Raw genomic sequence first — 20,102 nt, 5'->3', positions numbered from 1 at the left:
CCGCGGCAGCGCTCCCGTGGTCCAGCTTCGGATTTTTATGCGGCGGGTGCGACTACATCCGGTAAGCGATGGTATCGTTCCAGAACCGGTCCAGCCGCTGGAGGGCGCGATTCATCTGCTTGAACTCTTCGGTGTTGATGCCGCCGACCTGCTCGATCGAGCCGACATGGCGCTCATATAGGCCGGCGACGACCTCCGCCACCTCATTGCCCTTCGGCGTCAGCGAAACCCGCACCGAACGGCGGTCGATGCGCGAGCGCTGGTGGTTGATGAAGCCGAGATCGACCAGCTTCTTCAGATTGTAGGAGACATTCGAGCCGAGATAATAGCCGCGCGAGCGCAGCTCGCCGGCCGTCAACTCCGAATTGCCGATGTTGAACAGGAGCAGCGCCTGGATGGCGTTGATATCGGAGCGGCCGTTGCGGTCGAATTCGTCCTTGATCACGTCAAGCAGACGGCGGTGTAGCCGCTCGACCAGCTGCAGCGATTCCATGTACAGCGAACGGATCGCCTCGCGGCGGTCATCGGATACGTTGGCGGTCTTCGCCGCCGGACGCGAATTGATCATTGTCTTTGCCTCTCGTTTGTCGCCCGGTGATTTTTTGTTCTTCACCTTGATCGCGACACTATCGAATACTCATAAAATTCGACTTAAACGCCAAGGCTAACAAGAGCTTACCGGTAAGGGGTTTCGAAAGAGGCTTAACGGACGGTCACCCGAGCAAGGATAATTAACCTAAAGATTTAGCCACCGATCCTTGACCGGAATTGCTATCGCCGGGCCTGCCGCTTCTGGATCCAGATCACCACGCGGAATACGATGTAGAGCAGCGCCACCGCAAGATGCGAGGCGACGATCAGCAGCCGGTGGCCGAACAGCTCGGGGAAGCCGGCATACATGACCGTCTCGGTCACCGCGCAGATGAACCAGATCACCGGCCCCCAGGACGCCAGCATCCACAGGCCGGCGGCGGCGAATGGAAAAAACACCGCCAGCACCACCGCCGCCACCTGCCAGTGCACCGGCATCAGGTCGAAGCGCCATAAGGGGCCGGGGTAAAAGCCGATCAGCCGGATCCAGTACAAGATGCCGAACAGCAGGCAGTAGCCGGCGATGACGCGCTGGAACCAGGCGAAGATGACCTCGACCGTCGAGGGCTGCAGCACCACGCGTCTCGAGGCGGCCTCGCTCACAACTTCAGTTCCCGTCCGCCGAGCGGTGCGAAATAGGCATCGACGTCGACGGCGCTGACCTTATCGATGCCTGCCGGCCGCCATTGCGGCGTCGAGCCCTTGTCGATGATGGCAGCACGGATGCCTTCATAGAAGTCGTGCCCGGCAAGCATGCGGTTGAGGATACGGAACTCCATTTTCATGCACTCGTCCATCGACAACGTCTGCCCGGCTCTGATCTGGCGCCAGGCGACATGCAGGCTGGTCGGCGACCGGGTGCGGATGGTGGCCAGCGTCTTTGCCGCGAACTCGTCGGCAGTGGCTGCCCGCTCCAGGCTGGCGACGATATCGGCCAGCGACGGCTGCGCGAAATGCCTGGCGATGACTTCGAGCGTCGGCCTGTCGGTCTCGCGTTTGGCCGGGACGAAGCAGCCGCGCAGCACCGATTCCGGGTCGCCGCTTGCCGCCAGCCGGTCGAGAAAGCCAGCTTGATCCTCCGCCTTGATCGTATGCGTGGCCAGGCCCGACCACAATGCATCGCCATGGCGGATGCGGTTGCCGGTCAGGGCCAGATACATGCCGAAGCTGCCGCCAAGATCCGGCAACAGATGGCTGGCGCCGACATCCGGGAAAAAGCCAATGCCGACCTCGGGCATGGCGAACTGGGCGTTCTCGGTCAGCACCCGCTGCGAGCCATGGAAGGAGATGCCGACGCCACCGCCCATGACGATGCCGTCGATCAGCGCGACATAGGGTTTTTTGAAATGGGCGATACGGGCGTTCAGCCGGTATTCGTCGGCGAAGAAATCGACCAGAGGCTTTCCTGCCCGGCCGGCCTCGTAGATATGAAGGATGTCGCCGCCTGCCGAAAACGCCCTGCCCTCGGCCTTGACGACAACGACGTCAATGCCGTCGTCACGCTCCCAGCTGCGCAGCGCCTTGTCCAGCGCTTTGACCATGCGGTGGGTCACGGCATTGAGCGCCTGCGGCCGCGTCAGCGTGACGACGCCGGCCCTGCCCAATCTTTCGAAGCGAATCTCGTCGCCTCCGCCAAAATCCATCGCCAGAGAATCCCTCCCCGCGCCCGCCGGGAGTGAAGTGCTAAAGCGTGGCGCATGGCCGCGTCAATGGCGGGCACGCCAGCGCAGCCTCTGGCCCGGACCGGAAGCCGGTGCTAACAATCGACGGCTACAGGCAGTAATGACGAAAAAGTCATGGCAGGCGCGTTGCAACGCGGCACCGACGGGGACGTCGTCTATGATTCGATTTTCGCGCCTTGCACTGGTGGCAATCGGGTTAGTCTGCACCTGCCTGGCTGGCCATCCAGCCTTGGCGACAAGCCTCGCAGAACTCTACCAGTCGCAAACCATCGTCAATGGCCAGGGAGAAGAACATCGTCAGGCCGGCTTCAAGGTCTGCCTCGACAAAGTGCTGGTGCGGGTATCCGGCGACCAGCGCCTGCCGGCGAAACCTCAGATGACAGCACTGCGCGACAAGGCCGGCAGCTTCGTCAGCAGCTTCCGCTATCGCGATCGCATGGAAGGTATCCCCAATCATGATGATCAAGGCACGTACGACCGGCCGCACGATCTCACTTGCCAGTACACGCCGCCGGTGATCGATAAAGTGCTTGCTGAGCTCGGCAGCAAGCCGTGGCTCGGCGAGCGGCCGATCATCTCGGTACTGCTAGCTGTGCAAGATGCACGCCAGCATTTTGTCTTGGCGAGCGACGGAGACGAAAGCCCCTATATGGCAGAGTCCTTTCAATCGGCAGCCGGACCGTTGGCGATGAAGATCGTCATTCCAAGCAAGGCCGCTCTCGTAAAAGCCGGGGCGATTTTCGAACAGGTGCGTGCGCTCTCACCCGAATTGCTGGCGAGAACTGTCGGCAACCAAGAGCTCTTGGCCGGCAGCCTGGTCTGGAGCGACAAGGAGTTGGGCTGGATCGCCGATTGGCGGCTTGCCATGGCCGGCAAGACCTACAAGTGGCAAGTGCGCGGCGTCAACTTCGACGAGGCATTCCGCGTCGCCATGCGGGGTGCTGCGCAGATCCTGTCAGGCAATGGCCAACCAGAATAGCGCCCGACAGGACCGCTGGCACAATCGTGTCGCATTGGTCAGCAGCGGAGGCTCGTGGTAAAAGTCGCCCGATCCGGAGTTTTGGCGATGAACAAATTCACCCCTGCAAAGCCTGCCGGCGCGCGCAGCGTCGACGAGATCACCGGCAGCCGGCGGCTGCGGCGCATGCGCAAGGCCGATTGGTCGCGCCGCCTTGTCCAGGAGAACCGGCTCTCGGTCGACGATCTGATCTGGCCGATCTTTGTCGTCGACGGCAGACAAGTGCGCGAACCGATCGCCGCCATGCCCGGCGTCTTCCGCCTGTCGCTCGACCTCGCCGTCAAGGAGGCTGAGCGCGCGGCTAAGCTTGGCATTCCGGCGATCGCCACTTTCCCCAATGTCGAGCTCGGCCTGCGCGATCAGACCGGTTCGCACATCCTCGATCCGGAAAACATCATCAACCGCGCCACCCGCGCCATCAAGCGCGCGGTGCCGGAGATCGGCATCATCACCGACGCGGCGCTGGACCCGTTCACCTCGCATGGCCATGACGGCATCTTGCGCGACGGCATTATCGTCAATGATGAAACGGTGGAGCAGGTGACGGCAGCAGCCGTCATCCAGGCGGCGGCAGGGGCCGACATCATCGCCCCCTCGGACATGATGGACGGCCGGATCGGTGCCATCCGCGATGCGCTGGACGCCAATGGGTTTCAGGATGTAGCGATCATGTCCTATGCGACCAAGTTCGCATCCGCCTTTTACGGCCCCTACCGCGAGGCGGTCGGCACCGCCGGCCTGCTCAAGGGCGACAAGAAGACCTATTACATCGATCACGCCAATTCCGACGAAGCGGTGCGCGAGGCCGAGCAGGATCTCGCCGAGGGCGCCGACATGCTGATGGTCAAGCCCGGCCTGCCCTATCTCGACATCATCCGCCGGCTGAAGGACGAGTTGCAGATGCCGACCTTCGCCTATCAAGTGTCGGGCGAATATTCGATGATCAAGGCCGCCGCCGCCAATGGCTGGATCGACGGGGAAAAGGCGATGCTTGAATCGCTGCTGGCCTTCAAGCGCGCCGGCTGCGACGGCATCCTGACCTATTTCGCGCCGGAAGTGGCTGAGATGCTGAAGGGGTGATGCGCCTCCGTAGCGCCCACATCGAGTAACGTTCCTTCGTCCAAAGCGCGACATGGCCACCGCAGGCAATCGCTTCAGGTTTGCGCTGCCCCTCATTGCCCTGCCGGGCATTTCTCCCCGTATAGTGACGGGGAGAAAGACGCGTTCGCAAAAGATTTCGCCAATCTCCAGCGTTGCAAAAACATCGCCGAGGTTGCGGCCAGCCCCTTCGCCCCGTCACTATACGGGGAGAAGGTGCCGGCAGGCGGATGAGGGGCGGCGCCAACATTGAGATTGGTCATTCCAACATGATTTGGAAGCGATTGGCCCCGGCGATTCAAAAAACCGCTTGCAAAATGCAATCAGTTAAGCTACCCGATAACTGCTTGCATCTCACAATTGGTTATCAAGGAGGCTCTCATGTCCAAACTTCGCGTCAGCGCTTTCACCTTGTCGATCGACGGCTTCGGCGCCGGTCCCGACCAAGACCTGAAGAACCCGCTGGGTGTTGGCGGGGAAGCCCTGCACGAATGGATGTTCGGCACCCGCACCTTCCGCAAGATGGTTCTCGGCAAGGATGGCGGGACCACGGACACTGACGAGGCGTTCGCCGCGCGCAGCTTCGAGAATGTCGGCGCCTGGATCCTCGGCCGCAACATGTTCGGGCCGATCCGCGGCGAGTGGCCTGACGAGAGCTGGAAAGGCTGGTGGGGAGACAATCCGCCATACCACGTGCCGGTCTTCGTGCTGACGCACCATCAGCGGGATCCCATTGTCATGGAGGGCGGCACGACCTTCTATTTCGTGACCGACGGCATCCACTCAGCGCTGGAGAAGGCGAAAGCAGCGGCTGACGGCAAGGATGTACGGCTGGGCGGTGGCGTTTCTACGATCCGGCAGTATCTCAAGGAAAAGCTCATCGACGAGATGCATCTGGCGATCTCACCTGTCCTGCTCGGCGCAGGCGAGAGCCTTTTTGCCGGCATCGACATGCCCAAGCTCGGCTACCGCTGCAGCGAGCAGGTCGCGACGCCGAAGGCCACGCATGTCATCATCGAGCGCGCCTAGCTTGTTGCAGGGCGCTGCCCACGGAGGCAGCGCCCCTCCTCGCTGCTTTAGTCAGTATTTCTCCGGCACATACAGTTCGCGCGGCAGCACCTGACGTTCGTATTCGGGATTGAAGACGCGCTCCGGTAGTGTGATCTCCTCGTGCGGCACCTCCTCATAGGGCATTTGCTTGAGGAGATGGTCGATGCAATTCAGCCGCGCCCGCTTCTTGTCGTTGCCCTCGACGATGAACCAGGGAGCTTCCGGGATGTTGGTGCGGGCGAAGGTTTCTTCCTTGGCCTTGGTGTACTGCTCCCAGCGCACGCGCGACTGGAGGTCCATCGGCGACAATTTCCATTGCTTCATCGGGTCGTGGATGCGCATCAAAAAGCGCATCTGCTGCTCCTCATCGGTGATCGAAAACCAGTATTTGACAAGCGTAATGCCTGAGCGGAGGAGCATGCGTTCGAAATCCGGCACGTCGCGAAAGAACTCCTCGACCTGATCCGGCTGGGCAAAGCCCATCACCCGCTCGACGCCGGAGCGGTTGTACCAGGAGCGGTCGAACAGCACGATCTCACCGCCGGCCGGCAGATGCGGAACGTAGCGCTGGAAATACCATTGCGACTTCTCGCGCTCGGTCGGCGCCGGTAGTGCTACGACGCGGCAGATGCGCGGATTGAGCCGCTGGGTGATGCGCTTTATGACGCCACCCTTGCCCGCCGAGTCGCGGCCCTCGAATACCACGACGAGCTTCTTCTTGTGATAGGCGACCCAGGACTGCAGCTTGATCAATTCGGATTGCAGCGTGATTAGATCCCGAAAATATTGCAGGCGGTCGATCGATGGCGGATGCGCATTCTTATAGATCTTGGCGATCTCCATCGACAGCGCCGGCTCAGAGATTTCCAGCTCATAATCTTCGTCGAGCGTGTCGGCGAGTTCCGCTTCCAGCCAGTCCCTGGCCGGGGAATTCTGTTTTATCTCGGTCATTTGCGCTGCTCCGCTTACAGGCCGTGTCGGCCGCTGTCAGGCGCTCTGCCGCCCGGCCCGGCGGCCGGAAATCGAAGCGCTGAACCGATGTTAGTATAGGCCAGCAATGACGGTTTTATTGCAGCCGCTGTTGCGCTGGCTGCGCGTCCAATCCGTAAGATGTGATCGATGTTGCCCTGCAACACGGGCGACAAGCGGAACGAATTATCCTACAAATGCCCGGTTCATTCAGGGCTGTCGTTTGAAACGCCCTTTCCCGATAAAATCATGAGGATACGACATGGAATACCGCACTCTCGGCCGTTCCGGGCTGAAGGTTTCGACGCTGACCATGGGCACCATGACGTTCGGCGGCGGCGGTGCGTTTTCGGCGGTCGGCAAGACCGATCTCGACGAGGCGCGCCGGATGATCGACCTTTGCATCGATGCCGGCATCAACGTCATCGACACCGCCAACGTTTATTCGAACGGGGTGTCAGAGGAGATCATCGGCGAGGCGCTCGGCGGCAAGCGCAAGGGCGACGTGTTGATCGCCTCCAAGGCGCGCATGCGGATCGGCAAAGGCCCCAATGATGAAGGCCTGTCGCGCTATCATCTGATCCGCGAATGCGAGAGGAGCCTGAAGCGCCTCAGGACCGATGTCATCGACATCTATTTCCTGCACGAGTGGGATGGCCTGACACCGCTCGAGGAAACCATCGCCGCGCTCGACACGCTGGTCGCGCAGGGCAAGGTCCGCTATGTCGGCTGTTCCAATTATTCCGGCTGGCAGGTGATGAAGGGGCTCGGTATCAGTGACCGTCATCACCAGCCGCGCTTCGTCACCCAGCAGATCCACTACACTCTGGAAGCCCGCGAGGCCGAGTATGAATTGTTGCCGATCTCGGTCGACCAGGGGCTCGGCGTGCTGGTCTGGAGCCCGCTCGCCGGCGGATTGCTGTCCGGCAAATATCACCGTGACCAGCCGACCGCCCGCCAGCTCAGCGGCTGGTCGGAACCGCCGATCCGCGACGAGGACCGGCTGTGGCGGATCGTCGACGTGCTGATCGATATCGGCAAGAACCACGGCGTGTCGGCAGCGCAGGTGGCGCTTGCCTGGTTGCTTGGCCGGCCCGCCGTCAGTTCGCTGGTGATCGGCGGACGAACCGAAGCGCATTTCAAGGACAATATCGCTGCTGCAAGCCTGGTGCTCGGCGATGAGGAGCGCACACGCCTCGACGTGGTCAGCAGGCCGCCCGTGCTCTATCCCTACTGGCACCAGCAATTCACGGCAAAGGACCGGTTCGGGCCCGCCGATCTCGTCCTCGACCGGGACGGCGCCTGAAAAAACGCCCTGAAGCGGGGCTCCCCGGACTGCGACGAGATATGGAGCCGATCGTGCCTTGCGGTGTTGTGTTTGTGGCCCAATGCTCCTAGGCAAAGGCCAAGCACAATGAAAGGAAACGATATGCCACGAGCACCGAACTACGGTCAGGAACGCAAGGAACGCGACCGGCAGAAGGCTGCCAAGAAGGCGGAAAAGCAGGCTGCCAAGGTCGCGGCCAAGGAGCGCTCGAAGCCCGAGGGCGAAAGCGAGTCCCAAACCAACACCGAAACGGCCGAGTGATGATATCAGGCCTGTCAGGCGGCCCGGGTCTCGATCAAGTCCCCGCTATGCCTCAGGCCGGCGCCTTGTCGCTGACGAAGACGTTCACTTCGCGGGCGGCGGCAATGAAGGCCCGTCTTGCGTTCATGGCCGGCTTGTCGCCGGCCAGCGCATCATGACAGGCTTGCAGCGCTTCGCGGTGCTTGGGGCTGCGCTTGCCGGGCCAATTGTTGAGGAGGTAGTCGGAAGCCTCGCGGGCCGTACGCAAGAGCTGATTGCTTCCCGCCGCGCCCTTGACGGTCACGGGTGTGTCAAATCGGTTGTTTTCCATCGCCGCTCTTACGCCATCGGCATTTGCGAAGCGAGACCGAAAGTAGCTTTCTTCGCTCATCTGCCTTTTTCGTGATCAATGGCCGCCGATCCTCACTCAAGCGACGACGGCAAATCCCCTGGCGCGCAGGCCGCGCCGGTCGTTGCGCAACGACGTGACCAGCCGGTCGCGGCTACCGTCGATATGAGATGAAAGCAGGCAGGCGGCCCCGTCGGCATCGCCGGCCCGCACCGCCGACAGAATGTCATGGTGTTCGGCCCAGGCACGGCCAAGCGCTGCCTCGTCGCGAACCTCGAGCCAGCGGGCGCGCGACAGGCGCGTCATCGCATCACGAACCGCTCTGAACAGGAACTCGTTGCCTGACAGGCGCGCCAGCTCGATATGAAAATCCATGCCGACACGATGCCATTCCTCGCGCGGCGTCTGGTCGTCGCAGGAATCGAGCATCGCCTCGATGATTTCGACGGCACCCCTGTCCTGCAAGGCACAAGTCAGCCTGACTGCCGCGACCTCGACCGCCTCGCGATAGACGGCGATCTGCTCCAGCTCGGCAAGATTGATGGGCGAGACCGTCCAGCCGCGGCCGTCGCGGCAGATCAGGCCTTCGGTCTCGAGCCGCAGTAACGCCGCCCTGACCGGCGTGCGCGAGGCGCCGAAGCGGCTTTCGACCCAGCGCTCCGTCAGCCGCTCGCCGGGACCGATCTCGAGCCCGAGGATCATCTCGCGAAGCTGCTTTTCGACGTTCTGCATCTGCGACATTGGCGTTCCGTTGTTGGAGCCGGTTCATTGGCCCTCTGCTCACCGGCCATTACTGGCGATCACTTTGCAGGGACCGCATTGACAGCGACCAGCCTTGCGTCCATGACGGATACCAGTTTGGTATCCCAAAATGGTATCCGCAGCAACCCAACGACAGCAGTCTCTGACATGCCGCAAGACGCCACCCTCGCCGTGCAAGGCACGCATAACGTCCACTGGCGCCGCAATCTCGCCGTGTGTTTTGCCGGCTCGTTCAGCACGCTCGCAGCGATGACGCTGCTGTTGCCGTTCCTGCCGCTCTACGTCGAACAGCTGGGCGCCGAGGGCCATGCGGCGATCGTGCAGTGGTCGGGCATCGCCTACGGCGCCACTTTCCTTGCTGCCGCGCTGGTCGCACCCCTGTGGGGGCGGTTAGGCGACCGCTACGGCCGCAAACTGATGCTGGTGCGCGCCAGTTTCGGCATGGCGATGTGCATGTCGCTGACCGGCATGGTGCAGACTGTCTGGCAATTGGTGTTCTTGCGCCTGCTGATCGGCTTTGCCGGCGGCTATTCTTCGGGCTCGACCATCCTGGTTGCCATGCAGACGCCGAAGGATCGCTCCGGCTGGGCGCTGGGCGTGCTGTCGGCCGGAATCACGGCCGGTGCCCTGGTCGGCCCGCTGCTCGGCGGCGCGCTGCCGCCGCTGATTGGCATCCGCGCCACATTCCTGCTCGCCGGCGGCGTCATTTTCCTGGCCTTTCTGGCAACCACCTTGCTGATCAAGGAGGCCCCTCGCCCGGTTGCCGCCAAGGCCGCGTCAGAAGAAAAGGCGAAAGGCGGCTGGTCGCAAATTCCCGACAAGCGCCCCGTCGTCGCCATGCTGGCGACCGGGACGCTGTTGAGTTTCGCCACCATGTCGATCGAGCCGATCATCACCGTCTATGTCCAGCAGCTCATCGAAGATCCGAGCCAGGTCACGCTGGTCTCCGGCATCGTCATGTCGGCGGCAGCGCTCGGCGCCATCCTGTCGGCGTCGCGGCTCGGCAAGCTCGCCGACCGTATCGGCCACTGGAACGTCATCGTTGCCGCGCTCGCAGTCTCGGCGCTGCTCCTGATCCCGCAGGCCTTCGTCACGCAAGGCTGGCAGCTCGTCGGCCTGCGTTTCCTGATGGGCGTGGCGCTTGGCGGTCTTTTGCCCTGCATCACCAGCGTCATCCGCCACAATGTGCCTGACGGCGTCGGCGGCAATGTGCTGGGCTTGTCGATCTCGGCGCAATATGTCGGGCAGGTCGCCGGACCGTTGCTCGGCGGCTTCGTTGGTGGCCATTTCGGCATGCGCGCGGTGTTTCTCGGCACATCCGTGCTGATGGCGGGCGGAGCGGCCTATAACTGGCTGGTCCAGTCGCGCCGCGAACGCGACATGCTGGCGGAAGCCGGCAAATCCTGACACGGTTCGCGCAGCGCTATCTCAGGCGGTCGCCAGCAATTACGGAGGCCTGGAAAATGAGCACGGATGAACACGCGGCAGGCAGCCGCATTCTGATTTTTGCCGGCGGCCTATGCGGCGCAACCGGCGTGGCGCTTTCGGCGGCGTCGGCGCATCTCGGCGGCGCTTTCGTCGGTACGGCCGCGTCCTTCCTGCTCATGCATGCGCCGGTTTTGCTTGCCGTCGGGCTGCTCGGTGGCAATACCATCCTGCGAAGCGGAAGCCTCATCCTCCTCGTCGGGCTTCTGCTGTTCTCGGGAGATCTCCTCGCTCGCGACTTCCTCGGCTCGCGGCTGTTCCCGATGTCGGCGCCGATCGGCGGCACCTTGCTGATCGGCGGCTGGCTGGTGATGGCCGCCTCGGCGCTGGTGCGCCCGCGCCGCCATTGATGCGACAACCAATGGCGGCCGCTGCTCTTTCACCAGCCGCGCTCGATCCACGAGCTCTGTCTTGCCAGCTCAGTCTCGCGGACGTTCGAGCCGGACTTGCCCGTCGCGCTTGGTCGTCTTGACCACACGCCGTCGCTCCGGCCGTTCGGTAGCCGGCGAGATGCCCCAATAATTGCGATAGATGTCTTCGAACAGATGCTTGACCGGGTGCATGGCTTAATCTCCTCTAGCTTATTTGAATCGATCCAATCAGCAGGCGAAAAAATGCGCTGCCAATCAGCTCCACTCGCGTCGCTTCAGGAAACGCAGGTCGCGAATCCACGGACCGGTCCTGTCGCGCCGCTTCCGGGCCTCCGCGCTCGAGCGGATGCTCCAGTCGTTCCGGTAAATGTCCTCGAACAGATAATTGACGGGGTGCATGGCACTCTCCTCTTGTATCGATCCAATCGGTAGAACGAAAAACGCTCTTGGATCGATTCAAAGAATACGCGCCGCACCATAAATGTCAAGCAAAAATTTGAATCGATCCAAGGAAGGTGTTAGGTAATCGGCGATACTGTTGGACCGGAATCCCGGAGACAAACAAATGGCATCACTCACCGAAGGCAGCAGGAGGCCCATCCGGCTGGCCGACATCGCCAAAGCCGCGGGCGTATCACACGGCACTGCCTCCAATGTCTTCAGCCGTCCCGAAATCGTGCGCGAGGAAGTCCGCGAGCGGGTCAAGGCGGCGGCCGAGGCGCTGGGCTATGCCGGCCCCGATCCAAAGGGCCGCCTGCTGCGTGCCGGCAAGGTCAATGCGATCGGCGTCGCCACCACCGAGCCGCTGTCCTATTTCTTCGACGACCCCTTTGCTCGCGTGATGATGGCCGGCATCTCGGAGGCATGCGACGCCACCGGCGCGGGAATTGCCCTGGTGTCAGCTGGCAACGAGGAAAAACTTGCCTGGAACATCCAGAGCGCCCTGGTCGACGGCTTCATCCTGTTCTGCATCGAGGGCGGTCCGCGCCTCGTCGAGCTGACACGCGAACGAAAGCTCCCCTTCGTCGCGCTCGAGTTCGGCTCGCAGGACGACACGGTCTCGGCGATCAGTATCGACAATGTTGCCGGCGGCCGGCTGGCGGCGCACCATCTGGCGGTACTTGGACATCGCCGCTTCGCCGTGTTGTCGCTGGCCTTCGCCGACGACAGCACCGGACTTGTCTCGCCCGAGCAGGTCCGGACGGCAGCCTATACCGGGACCCGTGACCGCCTCCTCGGCTATTTCGAAGAGCTTTCCCAATTTGGTGTCGACACCGCCAAGGTGCCGGTCTACGAGACCGAAAACGACAAGGCGAGCACAAGGGCTGGTCTCGAAACCATCTTCGCCTCGGCGGAACCGCCGACCGCCATCCTGGCGATGTCGGACCGGATCGCAATGGTGGCATTGGAATGGCTCAACGCACGGGGTATCACGGTTCCCCGCGATGTTTCCGTCGTCGGCTTCGACGGCGTGCCTGAAGCCGCAATTTGCGAGCCTCCGCTCACCACCATCGCCCAGCCGATCGCCGAGATCGGCCGCCGGGCAGCGCGAAGAATCCTCGACTTCGATGGCACAGTGCGGCGAGAAACGCTCGACGTCGAACTTGTCGTCAGGGCATCGTCCGGACCGCCGCCAAGTACAGGCTGACTGGGCAGATCGGCTCCAAATCTTATCTATTGGCCGCCATGGGACCGATGCCAAAGGATGGACGGCCAGGCGGCGCGTTGCGGACCGGCTTGCCCTTGCCGGACCAGCCGATGGCGGACAGCCACTCCAGATAGAACGCGAGCGCGAACTGCATGGCGATGCCGGCGGCGAGCAGCAGACTGTCATAGGCAATGCCGCCCGGGTTGATCAGCTTCATCACTTGCGCCGCCATGGCAATCACCGTTCCGGCAATGAAAACCGGCAGCGAGCGTTTGCCCAATATGGCGAGCGGATTGTCACGACCGGTGCGGAACAGGTTCGAGACGGAAGGCAAGGCGACGACCAGGTAGCTCATCGCCAGGATGTGCAGCAGTCGCGGCAACGACAGGAATGTCTTGTCGAAACCGGTCAGCACCACCGGCAGGTCGAGCCATGACACATGCCCCCACAGCGGGCTGTGCACCCAGACGAGCGCCGTGAGCACATAGGCGGCGGCGGCGCCGACCAGCCAGCGATTGACCGGGATGGTGCCGCCGCGCCGCACATGCAACACGCTGGCCATGCCGATATTGAACAGCAATTGCCATGACAGCGGATTGAGGAACCAGAACCCGGGCTCCGGGTAGTTCGGTGGCGCGATCTGGTAGATTCCGGCAAGCAGCCAAAGGGCTGCGGACACGGCAAGCGCCGCCAGTGGCCGATAGCTGATGAACAGCAGGAAGGCCGGCGCCATCAACAGCAGCGCTGCATAGACCGGCAGTATGTTGTTGTAACCGAGCTGATGGCCGAGCGTGACGATGCCGACCAGGACTTGTGGCGGGTTTCTGACGAGCGGCTCGATGTTGATCAGCGTCAGAAGGTCCGGCCGTTTCGCAAACACCGCCGCCGCGCAGAAGATAGCCATGACCACCATCGTCGTGACGATGTGGGTGACATAGAGCACGCCGGCGCGGCGCCACATTTTCAGCGTTGCAATCAGCCGGTTTCCCGGCTGGAATTTGGTGCCGTAGGCGAGAGCGACGGACATGCCGGAGATCAGCACGAAGGCCTCGGCCGCATCCGAAAACCCGAAATTCTTGTAGGTCAGGGTTTCGAAAACGGTGCCCGGCACATGGTCGATGAATATGGTCAGGAGGGCGAGAGCCCGGAACACGTCAATACGCGTATCGCGTTCCGGCGAAACTGGCATGGTCATCGATAAAAGGCCTTAAAGCTGGTTGTTCATGCCGGCATGCGACCACCCGGCGCACACTGCTTCGATCCCTCCCGCGGGGATTATATCGGCAAAGAAACGGACTGAAATGCGCCCGGTTCAATCAACTTTCGCGGAGCTTGAAAATATTTCGTTTTGAAGCCGGCAAATTAACGAAAGTAACGCGAAATCAAAAGGATGTGACTATGGCCGAGGAGAGCCTCGAAGACGGTATTTTGCAGGAAAATTCAGGCTTTTTCTACCGGCTCCATCGACCCGCCAATTTACCCGGTGACTGGCTGTTCCTGCAGCATGGATCGGGAGTCGATGAGACGACCTTGCTGCCGCTTGGTCGGCAAATCGCGCCGCATGCGGCGCTGGTTGCGGTCCGTGGCCGCATCCCTCAGGAGGGCGGGTTCCGCTGGTTCACGCGAATCACCCCGACGCGTTTCGAACAGGCGAGCATCCGTGCGGAGGCGGACGTATTCGCGGGCTTCGTCGACGGCATCGCGAAGCGCCACCGCTTCGATCTCAGCCGCGCGACCTTTGTCGGTTATTCGAACGGCGCCAATCTGGTCTCAAGCGTCATGCTGCTGCATCCGGGCCTGATCGAGCGCGCCGCATTGCTGCGTCCGATGCCGGTGCTTGACGAGGTGCCGCCGGCCGACCTGTCGAAGGCGCGGGCGTTGATCATCGCCGGCGCCGCCGACCTGACCTATGCGCCATTCGCGCCGGTGTTGGCCGCCCTGCTGAGTTCGCATGGCGCCAAGGTCGAGACCCAAACCATTGCCTCCGGCCATGAAATCGGCGATCCGGACGCCGAGATCGTCAGGCAATGGCTGGCGGATCCTGCGGTCGCCGTTGCAACGTCAGATCGATGAGCCTCGAAGCTATCCTCGCCCCATGCGGTTCCAGGCGTCCAGCCCGGCGATCTTGTAGGCTTCGGCCAGCGTCGGATAGTTGAAGGTGTTGTTGACGAAGAAGTCGACGGTGCCGCCGAGATTGATGACCGCCTGGCCAATGTGGATGAGTTCGGTCGCGCCCTCGCCGACGATATGGGCGCCGAGCAGACGGCGTGTTTCGATCGAGAACAGAAGCTTCAGGAAGCCGGTATTGACGCCCATGATGTGGCCGCGCGATGTCTCGCGAAACCGCGCCACGCCGACCTCGTAGGCAGCACCACTCTCGCGCACCTGCTCCTCCGACTGGCCGACGGTGGAGATTTCCGGCACGGCGTAGATGCCGTAGGGAAAGGTTTCGGGCGGCGGCGGCAAGGGCACGCCGAACGCATGGCAGGCGGCCACCCTGCCCTGTTCCATCGAGGTCGAGGCCAGGCTCGGAAAACCGATGACGTCGCCGGCGGCATAGATGTTGGGCGCGCTGGTCTGGAAGGTCTGCGGATCGACCTTGATGCGGCCCCTGGAATCGGACTCGATGCCGACCGCTTCCAAGCCCAGGCTGCCGACATTGCCGGTACGCCCGGCAGCATAAAGCACCATCTCGGAACGTATGGTGCGGCCGTCTGCCAGCATCACCTCGGCATAATCGGGTTTGGAGGCGATCTCCTTGACGGCGCTGCCCAAGCGGATGGTCATGCCGCGGTCGCGCATCTGATGGATGAAGTCGTCGACGATCTCGCGGTCGACGAAATCCAACATGGTATTGCGCGGCTCGACCAGCGTCACCGGAACGTCGAGCGCGGAAAAGATCGTCGCATATTCGACGCCGATGACGCCGGCGCCGATCACCGTCAGCGTGCGCGGCAGCCGGTCGAGCTCCAGCATCTCGTCGCTGTCGAAAATCCGTGTTTTGTCGAACGGCACGTCGCGCGGCCGGTGCGGCCGGGTGCCGACCGCGATCAGTGCATGGGCGAAGCCAACCTCGCTGTAGTCGCCGGTGTCGGTGGTCAGGCTGACCTTATTGGGGCCGAGGAATTTTGCCGCGGCGCGAGCGCTCTTGACCGTGTTGCGCATGAACTGGTGCTGCAGCACCTCGACCTCATGGTCGAGCGTCTTGTGCAGGCGCTCGACCAGATCGCCGACCGAAATGTCCTGCTTGACCCGGTAGCCGCGTCCATAAAAGCCGCGCTCACGCCAGCCGGAGAGGTTGAGCACCGTCTCGCGCAACGTCTTCGACGGTATGGTGCCAGTGTGTACCGACACGCCGCCGAGACGCCGGCCCCTGTCGACCACCAGCACCGACTTGCCGAGCTTGGCCGACTGCACCGCGGCGCGGCGCCCGGATGGGCCGCTGCCGATGACCAGCATGTCGTAGTCCATGTCGCCCCGTCCCCTCGGCTCGGCACCTTTTGTTGCGCCGCAGCAAGCTAACGCTATCCGCGCCATGAATTCAACAAGTCAGACGGCGCCGGGCACTCCGTCACCATCTACGGTGGCGAATGGTTCGATCTTGATTCCACCGCGAACCTTCACCATTTCATCAATACGCGGCCCGTGCATTAACCCGGGTTCGATTACGAGGAAATGACATGAACGCTCGCGTTCTCGACGGCGAAATCATCACCAGCAGGCTCGAAGACGTCCGCGCCTATGAGGGCGTGCGCACGCGGCGCATTCTCGCCTTCGTCATCGATTATTTCATCGTCGCGCTGCTCACCATTCCTTTCGCGATCCTGGTGTTCTTGTTTGGGCTGTTGACGCTCGGCCTCGGCTGGATGCTGTTTTCCATTCTCGTGCCGGCCGTCGCCATCCTCTACATCTGGAACACGCTCGGCAGTAAAGATCAGGCCACCGCTGGCATGAAGATGATGGGCATCCGGCTCGACCGGCTCGACGGCAGCCGCATCGACGGGTTGACTGCCGTCGTCCATTCGGTGTTGTTTTGGGCCGGCAATGTCATCCTCTCGCCGCTGGTCCTGCTGGTGAGCCTGTTTTCCGACCGCAAGCGCATGCTGCACGACCTGCTGCTCGGCACGGTCGTCAGCCGCAGCGGCCGCTGAGCGGCTTTGAAGCGCGGCCGCAGCCTTTGCGCACAAAAGTGAAGACGTCCATTCACACAGGCTTTCACAATCCTGTTGAATTTTTCGGCGTCCGCGCCAAAGGTAGAGCGATTCGCAGGAGTGTTTCCAAGGCTCGATGACGCAGCACCCGACCCAGTCGCCACAGTTCTTTCTGACCGCGCCCTCGCCGTGTCCCTATCTCGAGGGCCAGTTCGAGCGCAAGGTGTTCACCCACCTGGTCGGCGACAAGGCCCCCGAGATGAACGATCTGTTGACGCAGGGCGGGTTCAGGCGGTCGCAGAACATCGCCTACAGGCCGGCTTGCGAGACCTGCCGCGCCTGCGTGTCGGTGCGCATCCTGGCGCAGGAGTTCACCGCCAGCCGCAACATGAAACGCGTCATACAGCATAATTCGGATCTGGTCGGCGCCATGCACGACGCCGAACCCTCCACCGAGCAGTATTCGCTGTTCCGCAGCTATCTCGACGCCCGCCACCGCCGTGGCGGCATGTCCGATATGACCGTGCTCGACTACGCCATGATGGTCGAGGATACCCATGTCGACACCAAGGTCATCGAATACCGTCGCCGCGGACCTGACAGCTTCATCACCGGCAAGGGTCAGGGCGAACTGATCGCCGTGGCGCTCACCGACAAGATGGCCGATGGCCTGTCGATGGTCTATTCCTACTTCAACCCGGATTTCGAGGACCGTTCCCTCGGCACCTTCATGATCCTCGACCACATCGCCCGCGCCAGGGCGATGGGCCTGCCCCATGTCTACCTGGGCTACTGGGTCAACGGCTCGCGCAAGATGAATTATAAGATGCGCTTCCAGCCGCAGGAGCATCTCGGCCCGAAAGGCTGGGAACGCTACAATCACGAAGCGGTTTCGCGCTGATTTCCGCTTTCGGTATTCACCCTTAAATTGTTTCGAGGAGGATGCCGCTGGGCTTCCGGCCGATCGGCGGAAGACCGGGCGGGTCAATTTTGCGCCTCCAAGCCTATCGCGAGAATTGCTGCATGTCTTCCCACAACGACCACCAGAGAGGCCTTCTGATCACCGCCATCGGCGGGTTGACGCTGACCGTCGACATTCCGCTGATCCGGCTCGCCGACGGCGAGGCATGGACGATCCTGCTCTTGCGCACCGGCACGACCTTCGTCGCCACGCTCGTCATCTGGGCCATCTGGCGCTCGCTGAGCGCAAAGGCACCGCAGCTTATCCCGGGCTGGTCAGGGCTCATCGTTGCCGCCCTCTACGGACTCGGCTCGATCGCCTTCATCACCGGCGTCTACAACACCTCGACCGCCAACCTCGTTTTCATCCTGGCCTTCACCACCATGTTCGCGGCCCTTTTGTCGTGGCTATTCCTGAAGGAGAGGCCACAGCCCCTGACGGTCGCAGCGCTGGCATTGATGATCGCCGGCGTCGTGATGATTGTCGGTGATTCCGTCGGAACCGGGCATCTCTTCGGCGACCTGATGGCACTATGCTCCGCCTTCATGATCGCCGCGGCCATCACCATCTCGCGCGCCAGCGGCAAGGATATGGGCTTCACCGCGCTGATCGGAGTCGTGCTGCCACTGGCCATCGCCGCCCTGATGGTTTCCAAGGTGGGTTTTCACGTCAACGCACCGTGGTGGATCGTCTTCAACGGCGCCGTCATCATGCCGATCTCGTTCTTCTGCCTCGCCAACGGTCCGAAATACATTTCCGGGCCGGAAGTGGCGATGTTCTACCTGTTAGAAACCGTGCTGGCGCCGGTCTGGGTGTGGATGATCTTCGCCGAGACCCCGTCGCGCAACAGCCTGATCGGCGGCACGATCCTCATCGTCACCTTGATCGGCCATTCGCTCTGGCAGTTGCACGAGGGGCGTAAGCGCCGCGCCACGCTCGCCGTCAGTCACCCGGCCTGATTCTTTTTCGCGGCGGCGCGTTCGGCGACAATTTCGATCTGCGGCGGTGCATCTTCCTGCTCCGCCGGTTCGGCGGCAGCGAGTTCATCGGTCAGCTCCACCTCGCGCAGCCATTCGCGCCAGATCGCGACCAGCAGGGCCATCAGCACCGGGCCGATGAACAGGCCGAGAAAGCCCATTGTCTTGACGCCGCCGATCAGGCCGAAGAAAGTCGGCAGGAAGGGCAGCTTTATCGGCCCGCCAACCAGCTTCGGGCGCAATGTCTTGTCGACGACGAAGAGTTCGACGGCGCCCCAGATGAACAGCGCCAGGCCGGCCATCGGCGAGCCGCTGGCGGCGAGATAAATCGAGACCAGCGTGAACGACAGCGGCGCGCCGCCGGGGATCAGCGCCATGATGCCGGTCAGTGCGCCGAGCGTCACCGGCGACGGCACGCCGGCCAACCAGTAAGCGATGCCCAGCACCAGCCCTTCGCCGATGGCGATAACCGTCATGCCGGTGACGGTCGAGGAGATCGTCGCCGGCACCACGCGTGAGATCCGTTCCCATCTGGCCGGCAGGATGCGTTCGCCGAGGCGATCGACCTGCCCGGCGAAATGCTCGCCGTCGCGATAGGCGAAGAACAGCGCGATCATCATGAACAGCAGCGTCAGCAAAAGGCCGAAGGCGCTGCCGCCGGCGGCAAGCACGCCGCGATAGATGCTGCCGATATTGGCGCCGCTGATCAGCTGGATCAGTTCGCCGATACCGCCTGGATGGCCAACGTTGACCGTCCATTGTTCATTGAGCCATTCGCCTACCACAGGCAGCGTGGCGATCCAGTGCGGCGTCGGCGCGCCGTAGCGGTTGGTCTCGATCGCCCAGCCGACCCATTCGCGCACCTCGTTGATGGCATAGGTGCCGGCAAGCGCGATCGGCACCACCAGGAAGGTCAGGATGAACAGGATCGCAAGGGTCGCGGCGATCGTGCGGTTGCCGCCGACGCCGGCGAGCAGCCGCCGATAGAGCGGCCAGCTGGCGAAAGCGATCACCAGGGCGGCAAGGACCGGGAATAGGAAGCCGTGGAAGAAATAAACGCCGGCGGCGACGATCAGCACCAGGAGCCAGCGCGCCGCCGACAGCGGCGGAATGACAGCGGCCCTGAGCGGCGTCGACAGGCCAAACAGGCGCTGCTGCCGCTCCGGCTTCTGTATCCTGACTTCCTTCAAGCGACTACCTCCCCAACGCCCCGTGTCGTCCAGATGCGTTATCCCCGCGATTTCCCATGGCGAAGCTTATGCACTGATATAGTGCAGCAATCGTGACGGCATTCCAATTTGGTCGAAAGGAGCCCGAAACAAAAAACCCGCCTTGGCAGGCGGGTCGTCGGTGCGAATCAGCACCATAGCGAAATTAGTAGCATAGCTGCCGGCACAAAGCAAGAACAAAATGCGCCGCCGGG

General features: G+C 62.5%; 23 protein-coding genes. 12 read left to right on the top strand and 11 right to left on the bottom strand.

The annotated features are described in order from the left end of the window. Nucleotides 1–52: 52 nt before the first annotated feature. From X760_RS44740 to X760_RS44730, 3 genes are all read right to left on the bottom strand, one after another. Entirely contained in the window at nt 53–568 is a 516-nt protein-coding gene (locus tag X760_RS44740; RefSeq protein ID WP_023674486.1) for a winged helix DNA-binding protein, read from the bottom strand. 203 nt (nt 569–771) lie between these two features. Continuing rightward, a complete protein-coding gene (locus X760_RS44735) occupies nt 772–1,194 on the bottom strand; it encodes a DUF6163 family protein (RefSeq protein ID WP_023717270.1) in 423 nt (140 codons plus the stop codon). Then, entirely contained in the window at nt 1,191–2,234 is a 1,044-nt protein-coding gene (locus tag X760_RS44730; protein ID WP_023717269.1) for an enoyl-CoA hydratase/isomerase family protein, read from the bottom strand. The genes X760_RS44735 and X760_RS44730 overlap by 4 nt, the downstream gene beginning before the upstream one ends. 196 nt (nt 2,235–2,430) lie before the next feature. On the opposite strand from X760_RS44730, the gene X760_RS44725 reads away from it, so the two are divergent. The 3 genes from X760_RS44725 to X760_RS44715 all read left to right on the top strand — a co-directional run bounded on the left by X760_RS44725 (nt 2,431) and on the right by X760_RS44715 (nt 5,418). Next, nucleotides 2,431–3,252: a DUF2066 domain-containing protein gene (locus X760_RS44725; RefSeq protein WP_023717268.1), complete on the top strand. Its 822-nt coding sequence runs from the start codon at nt 2,431–2,433 to the stop codon at nt 3,250–3,252. 87 nt (nt 3,253–3,339) lie between these two features. Beyond that, nucleotides 3,340–4,371, top strand: a complete 1,032-nt coding sequence (hemB, locus tag X760_RS44720) for a porphobilinogen synthase (protein WP_023717267.1) — start codon at nt 3,340–3,342, stop codon at nt 4,369–4,371. A 399-nt stretch (nt 4,372–4,770) separates the two neighbouring features. Next, nucleotides 4,771–5,418, top strand: a complete 648-nt coding sequence (locus X760_RS44715) for a dihydrofolate reductase family protein (RefSeq protein ID WP_023717266.1) — start codon at nt 4,771–4,773, stop codon at nt 5,416–5,418. 51 nt (nt 5,419–5,469) lie between these two features. Here X760_RS44715 and ppk2 read toward each other — a convergent pair whose 3' ends face one another. Continuing rightward, the gene (ppk2, locus tag X760_RS44710) at nt 5,470–6,390 is read right to left on the bottom strand and encodes a polyphosphate kinase 2 (RefSeq protein ID WP_023717265.1); all 921 of its coding nucleotides are present in this window, start codon (nt 6,388–6,390) and stop codon (nt 5,470–5,472) included. A 280-nt stretch (nt 6,391–6,670) separates the two neighbouring features. On the opposite strand from ppk2, the gene X760_RS44705 reads away from it, so the two are divergent. Together X760_RS44705 and X760_RS74355 are read left to right on the top strand one after the other, a co-directional pair. Next, nucleotides 6,671–7,714: an aldo/keto reductase gene (locus X760_RS44705; RefSeq protein ID WP_023717264.1), complete on the top strand. Its 1,044-nt coding sequence runs from the start codon at nt 6,671–6,673 to the stop codon at nt 7,712–7,714. A 123-nt stretch (nt 7,715–7,837) separates the two neighbouring features. Continuing rightward, the gene (locus X760_RS74355) at nt 7,838–7,996 is read left to right on the top strand and encodes a hypothetical protein (protein WP_023717263.1); all 159 of its coding nucleotides are present in this window, start codon (nt 7,838–7,840) and stop codon (nt 7,994–7,996) included. A gap of 52 nt (nt 7,997–8,048) precedes the next feature. Here X760_RS74355 and X760_RS44700 read toward each other — a convergent pair whose 3' ends face one another. Next, the gene (locus X760_RS44700) at nt 8,049–8,306 is read right to left on the bottom strand and encodes a DUF982 domain-containing protein (RefSeq protein ID WP_023674477.1); all 258 of its coding nucleotides are present in this window, start codon (nt 8,304–8,306) and stop codon (nt 8,049–8,051) included. 96 nt (nt 8,307–8,402) lie between these two features. Further along, nucleotides 8,403–9,065, bottom strand: a complete 663-nt coding sequence (locus X760_RS44695; RefSeq protein ID WP_023717262.1) for a GntR family transcriptional regulator — start codon at nt 9,063–9,065, stop codon at nt 8,403–8,405. Nucleotides 9,066–9,233: 168 nt separating this feature from the next. On the opposite strand from X760_RS44695, the gene X760_RS44690 reads away from it, so the two are divergent. Together X760_RS44690 and X760_RS44685 are read left to right on the top strand one after the other, a co-directional pair. Continuing rightward, entirely contained in the window at nt 9,234–10,493 is a 1,260-nt protein-coding gene (locus X760_RS44690) for a multidrug efflux MFS transporter (protein WP_023717261.1), read from the top strand. A 56-nt stretch (nt 10,494–10,549) separates the two neighbouring features. Beyond that, nucleotides 10,550–10,921: a DUF423 domain-containing protein gene (locus X760_RS44685; RefSeq protein ID WP_023717260.1), complete on the top strand. Its 372-nt coding sequence runs from the start codon at nt 10,550–10,552 to the stop codon at nt 10,919–10,921. Between the two features lie 69 nt (nt 10,922–10,990). Here X760_RS44685 and X760_RS77120 read toward each other — a convergent pair whose 3' ends face one another. Both X760_RS77120 and X760_RS77115 read right to left on the bottom strand, forming a co-directional pair. Next, nucleotides 10,991–11,134 (bottom strand): hypothetical protein, encoded by a 144-nt coding sequence (locus X760_RS77120; RefSeq protein ID WP_023717259.1) that lies wholly within the window; start codon nt 11,132–11,134, stop codon nt 10,991–10,993. 63 nt (nt 11,135–11,197) lie between these two features. Then, entirely contained in the window at nt 11,198–11,341 is a 144-nt protein-coding gene (locus tag X760_RS77115; RefSeq protein WP_023717258.1) for a hypothetical protein, read from the bottom strand. Between the two features lie 166 nt (nt 11,342–11,507). Between X760_RS77115 and X760_RS44680 the strand changes: the two genes are divergently transcribed. Then, entirely contained in the window at nt 11,508–12,590 is a 1,083-nt protein-coding gene (locus tag X760_RS44680; protein WP_023717257.1) for a LacI family DNA-binding transcriptional regulator, read from the top strand. A 22-nt stretch (nt 12,591–12,612) separates the two neighbouring features. On the opposite strand, the gene opgC is transcribed toward X760_RS44680, so the two are convergent. Next, nucleotides 12,613–13,785, bottom strand: coding sequence for an OpgC domain-containing protein (gene opgC, locus X760_RS44675; RefSeq protein WP_023717256.1), 1,173 nt, complete (start codon nt 13,783–13,785; stop codon nt 12,613–12,615). Between the two features lie 203 nt (nt 13,786–13,988). On the opposite strand from opgC, the gene X760_RS44670 reads away from it, so the two are divergent. After that, nucleotides 13,989–14,663: an alpha/beta hydrolase gene (locus tag X760_RS44670; protein WP_023717255.1), complete on the top strand. Its 675-nt coding sequence runs from the start codon at nt 13,989–13,991 to the stop codon at nt 14,661–14,663. 9 nt (nt 14,664–14,672) lie between these two features. On the opposite strand, the gene sthA is transcribed toward X760_RS44670, so the two are convergent. Then, on the bottom strand, nt 14,673–16,061 hold the full coding sequence (gene sthA / locus X760_RS44665; RefSeq protein WP_023717254.1) for a Si-specific NAD(P)(+) transhydrogenase: 1,389 nt from the start codon (nt 16,059–16,061) through the stop codon (nt 14,673–14,675). Nucleotides 16,062–16,270: 209 nt separating this feature from the next. Here sthA and X760_RS44660 point away from each other — a divergent pair, with 209 nt between their 5' ends. The 3 genes from X760_RS44660 (at nt 16,271) to X760_RS44650 (ending at nt 18,661) form a co-directional block, all read left to right on the top strand. Further along, nucleotides 16,271–16,741 (top strand): RDD family protein, encoded by a 471-nt coding sequence (locus X760_RS44660; protein WP_023717253.1) that lies wholly within the window; start codon nt 16,271–16,273, stop codon nt 16,739–16,741. Between the two features lie 136 nt (nt 16,742–16,877). Next, nucleotides 16,878–17,642 carry an arginyltransferase gene (locus tag X760_RS44655; RefSeq protein WP_023717252.1) on the top strand — a complete coding sequence of 255 codons (765 nt, stop codon included), beginning with the start codon at nt 16,878–16,880 and terminating at the stop codon, nt 17,640–17,642. 122 nt (nt 17,643–17,764) lie between these two features. Then, nucleotides 17,765–18,661 carry a DMT family transporter gene (locus X760_RS44650; RefSeq protein WP_023717251.1) on the top strand — a complete coding sequence of 299 codons (897 nt, stop codon included), beginning with the start codon at nt 17,765–17,767 and terminating at the stop codon, nt 18,659–18,661. On the opposite strand, the gene X760_RS44645 is transcribed toward X760_RS44650, so the two are convergent. Next, nucleotides 18,649–19,869 (bottom strand): AI-2E family transporter, encoded by a 1,221-nt coding sequence (locus X760_RS44645; protein WP_023717250.1) that lies wholly within the window; start codon nt 19,867–19,869, stop codon nt 18,649–18,651. The genes X760_RS44650 and X760_RS44645 overlap by 13 nt on opposite strands. Between the last annotated feature and the right edge of the window lie 233 nt (nt 19,870–20,102).

The organism is Mesorhizobium sp. LSHC420B00, from assembly GCF_000503055.1.
Taxonomy (GTDB): domain Bacteria; phylum Pseudomonadota; class Alphaproteobacteria; order Rhizobiales; family Rhizobiaceae; genus Mesorhizobium.
The sequence above is the reverse complement of the archived record's forward strand: the minus strand, read 5'-3'. Positions and strand labels throughout refer to the sequence as shown.

Coding starts and splice junctions, on each gene's coding strand:
- X760_RS44740 (WP_023674486.1), bottom strand. CDS start 568: ATGATCAATTCGCGTCCGGCGGCGAAGACCGCCAACGTATCCGATGAC.
- X760_RS44730 (WP_023717269.1), bottom strand. CDS start 2,234: ATGGATTTTGGCGGAGGCGACGAGATTCGCTTCGAAAGATTGGGCAGG.
- X760_RS44725 (WP_023717268.1), top strand. CDS start 2,431: ATGATTCGATTTTCGCGCCTTGCACTGGTGGCAATCGGGTTAGTCTGC.
- hemB (WP_023717267.1), top strand. CDS start 3,340: ATGAACAAATTCACCCCTGCAAAGCCTGCCGGCGCGCGCAGCGTCGAC.
- X760_RS44715 (WP_023717266.1), top strand. CDS start 4,771: ATGTCCAAACTTCGCGTCAGCGCTTTCACCTTGTCGATCGACGGCTTC.
- ppk2 (WP_023717265.1), bottom strand. CDS start 6,390: ATGACCGAGATAAAACAGAATTCCCCGGCCAGGGACTGGCTGGAAGCG.
- X760_RS44705 (WP_023717264.1), top strand. CDS start 6,671: ATGGAATACCGCACTCTCGGCCGTTCCGGGCTGAAGGTTTCGACGCTG.
- X760_RS74355 (WP_023717263.1), top strand. CDS start 7,838: ATGCCACGAGCACCGAACTACGGTCAGGAACGCAAGGAACGCGACCGG.
- X760_RS44700 (WP_023674477.1), bottom strand. CDS start 8,306: ATGGAAAACAACCGATTTGACACACCCGTGACCGTCAAGGGCGCGGCG.
- X760_RS44695 (WP_023717262.1), bottom strand. CDS start 9,065: ATGTCGCAGATGCAGAACGTCGAAAAGCAGCTTCGCGAGATGATCCTC.
- X760_RS44690 (WP_023717261.1), top strand. CDS start 9,234: ATGCCGCAAGACGCCACCCTCGCCGTGCAAGGCACGCATAACGTCCAC.
- X760_RS44685 (WP_023717260.1), top strand. CDS start 10,550: ATGAGCACGGATGAACACGCGGCAGGCAGCCGCATTCTGATTTTTGCC.
- X760_RS77120 (WP_023717259.1), bottom strand. CDS start 11,134: ATGCACCCGGTCAAGCATCTGTTCGAAGACATCTATCGCAATTATTGG.
- X760_RS77115 (WP_023717258.1), bottom strand. CDS start 11,341: ATGCACCCCGTCAATTATCTGTTCGAGGACATTTACCGGAACGACTGG.
- X760_RS44680 (WP_023717257.1), top strand. CDS start 11,508: ATGGCATCACTCACCGAAGGCAGCAGGAGGCCCATCCGGCTGGCCGAC.
- opgC (WP_023717256.1), bottom strand. CDS start 13,785: ATGACCATGCCAGTTTCGCCGGAACGCGATACGCGTATTGACGTGTTC.
- X760_RS44670 (WP_023717255.1), top strand. CDS start 13,989: ATGGCCGAGGAGAGCCTCGAAGACGGTATTTTGCAGGAAAATTCAGGC.
- sthA (WP_023717254.1), bottom strand. CDS start 16,061: ATGGACTACGACATGCTGGTCATCGGCAGCGGCCCATCCGGGCGCCGC.
- X760_RS44660 (WP_023717253.1), top strand. CDS start 16,271: ATGAACGCTCGCGTTCTCGACGGCGAAATCATCACCAGCAGGCTCGAA.
- X760_RS44655 (WP_023717252.1), top strand. CDS start 16,878: ATGACGCAGCACCCGACCCAGTCGCCACAGTTCTTTCTGACCGCGCCC.
- X760_RS44650 (WP_023717251.1), top strand. CDS start 17,765: ATGTCTTCCCACAACGACCACCAGAGAGGCCTTCTGATCACCGCCATC.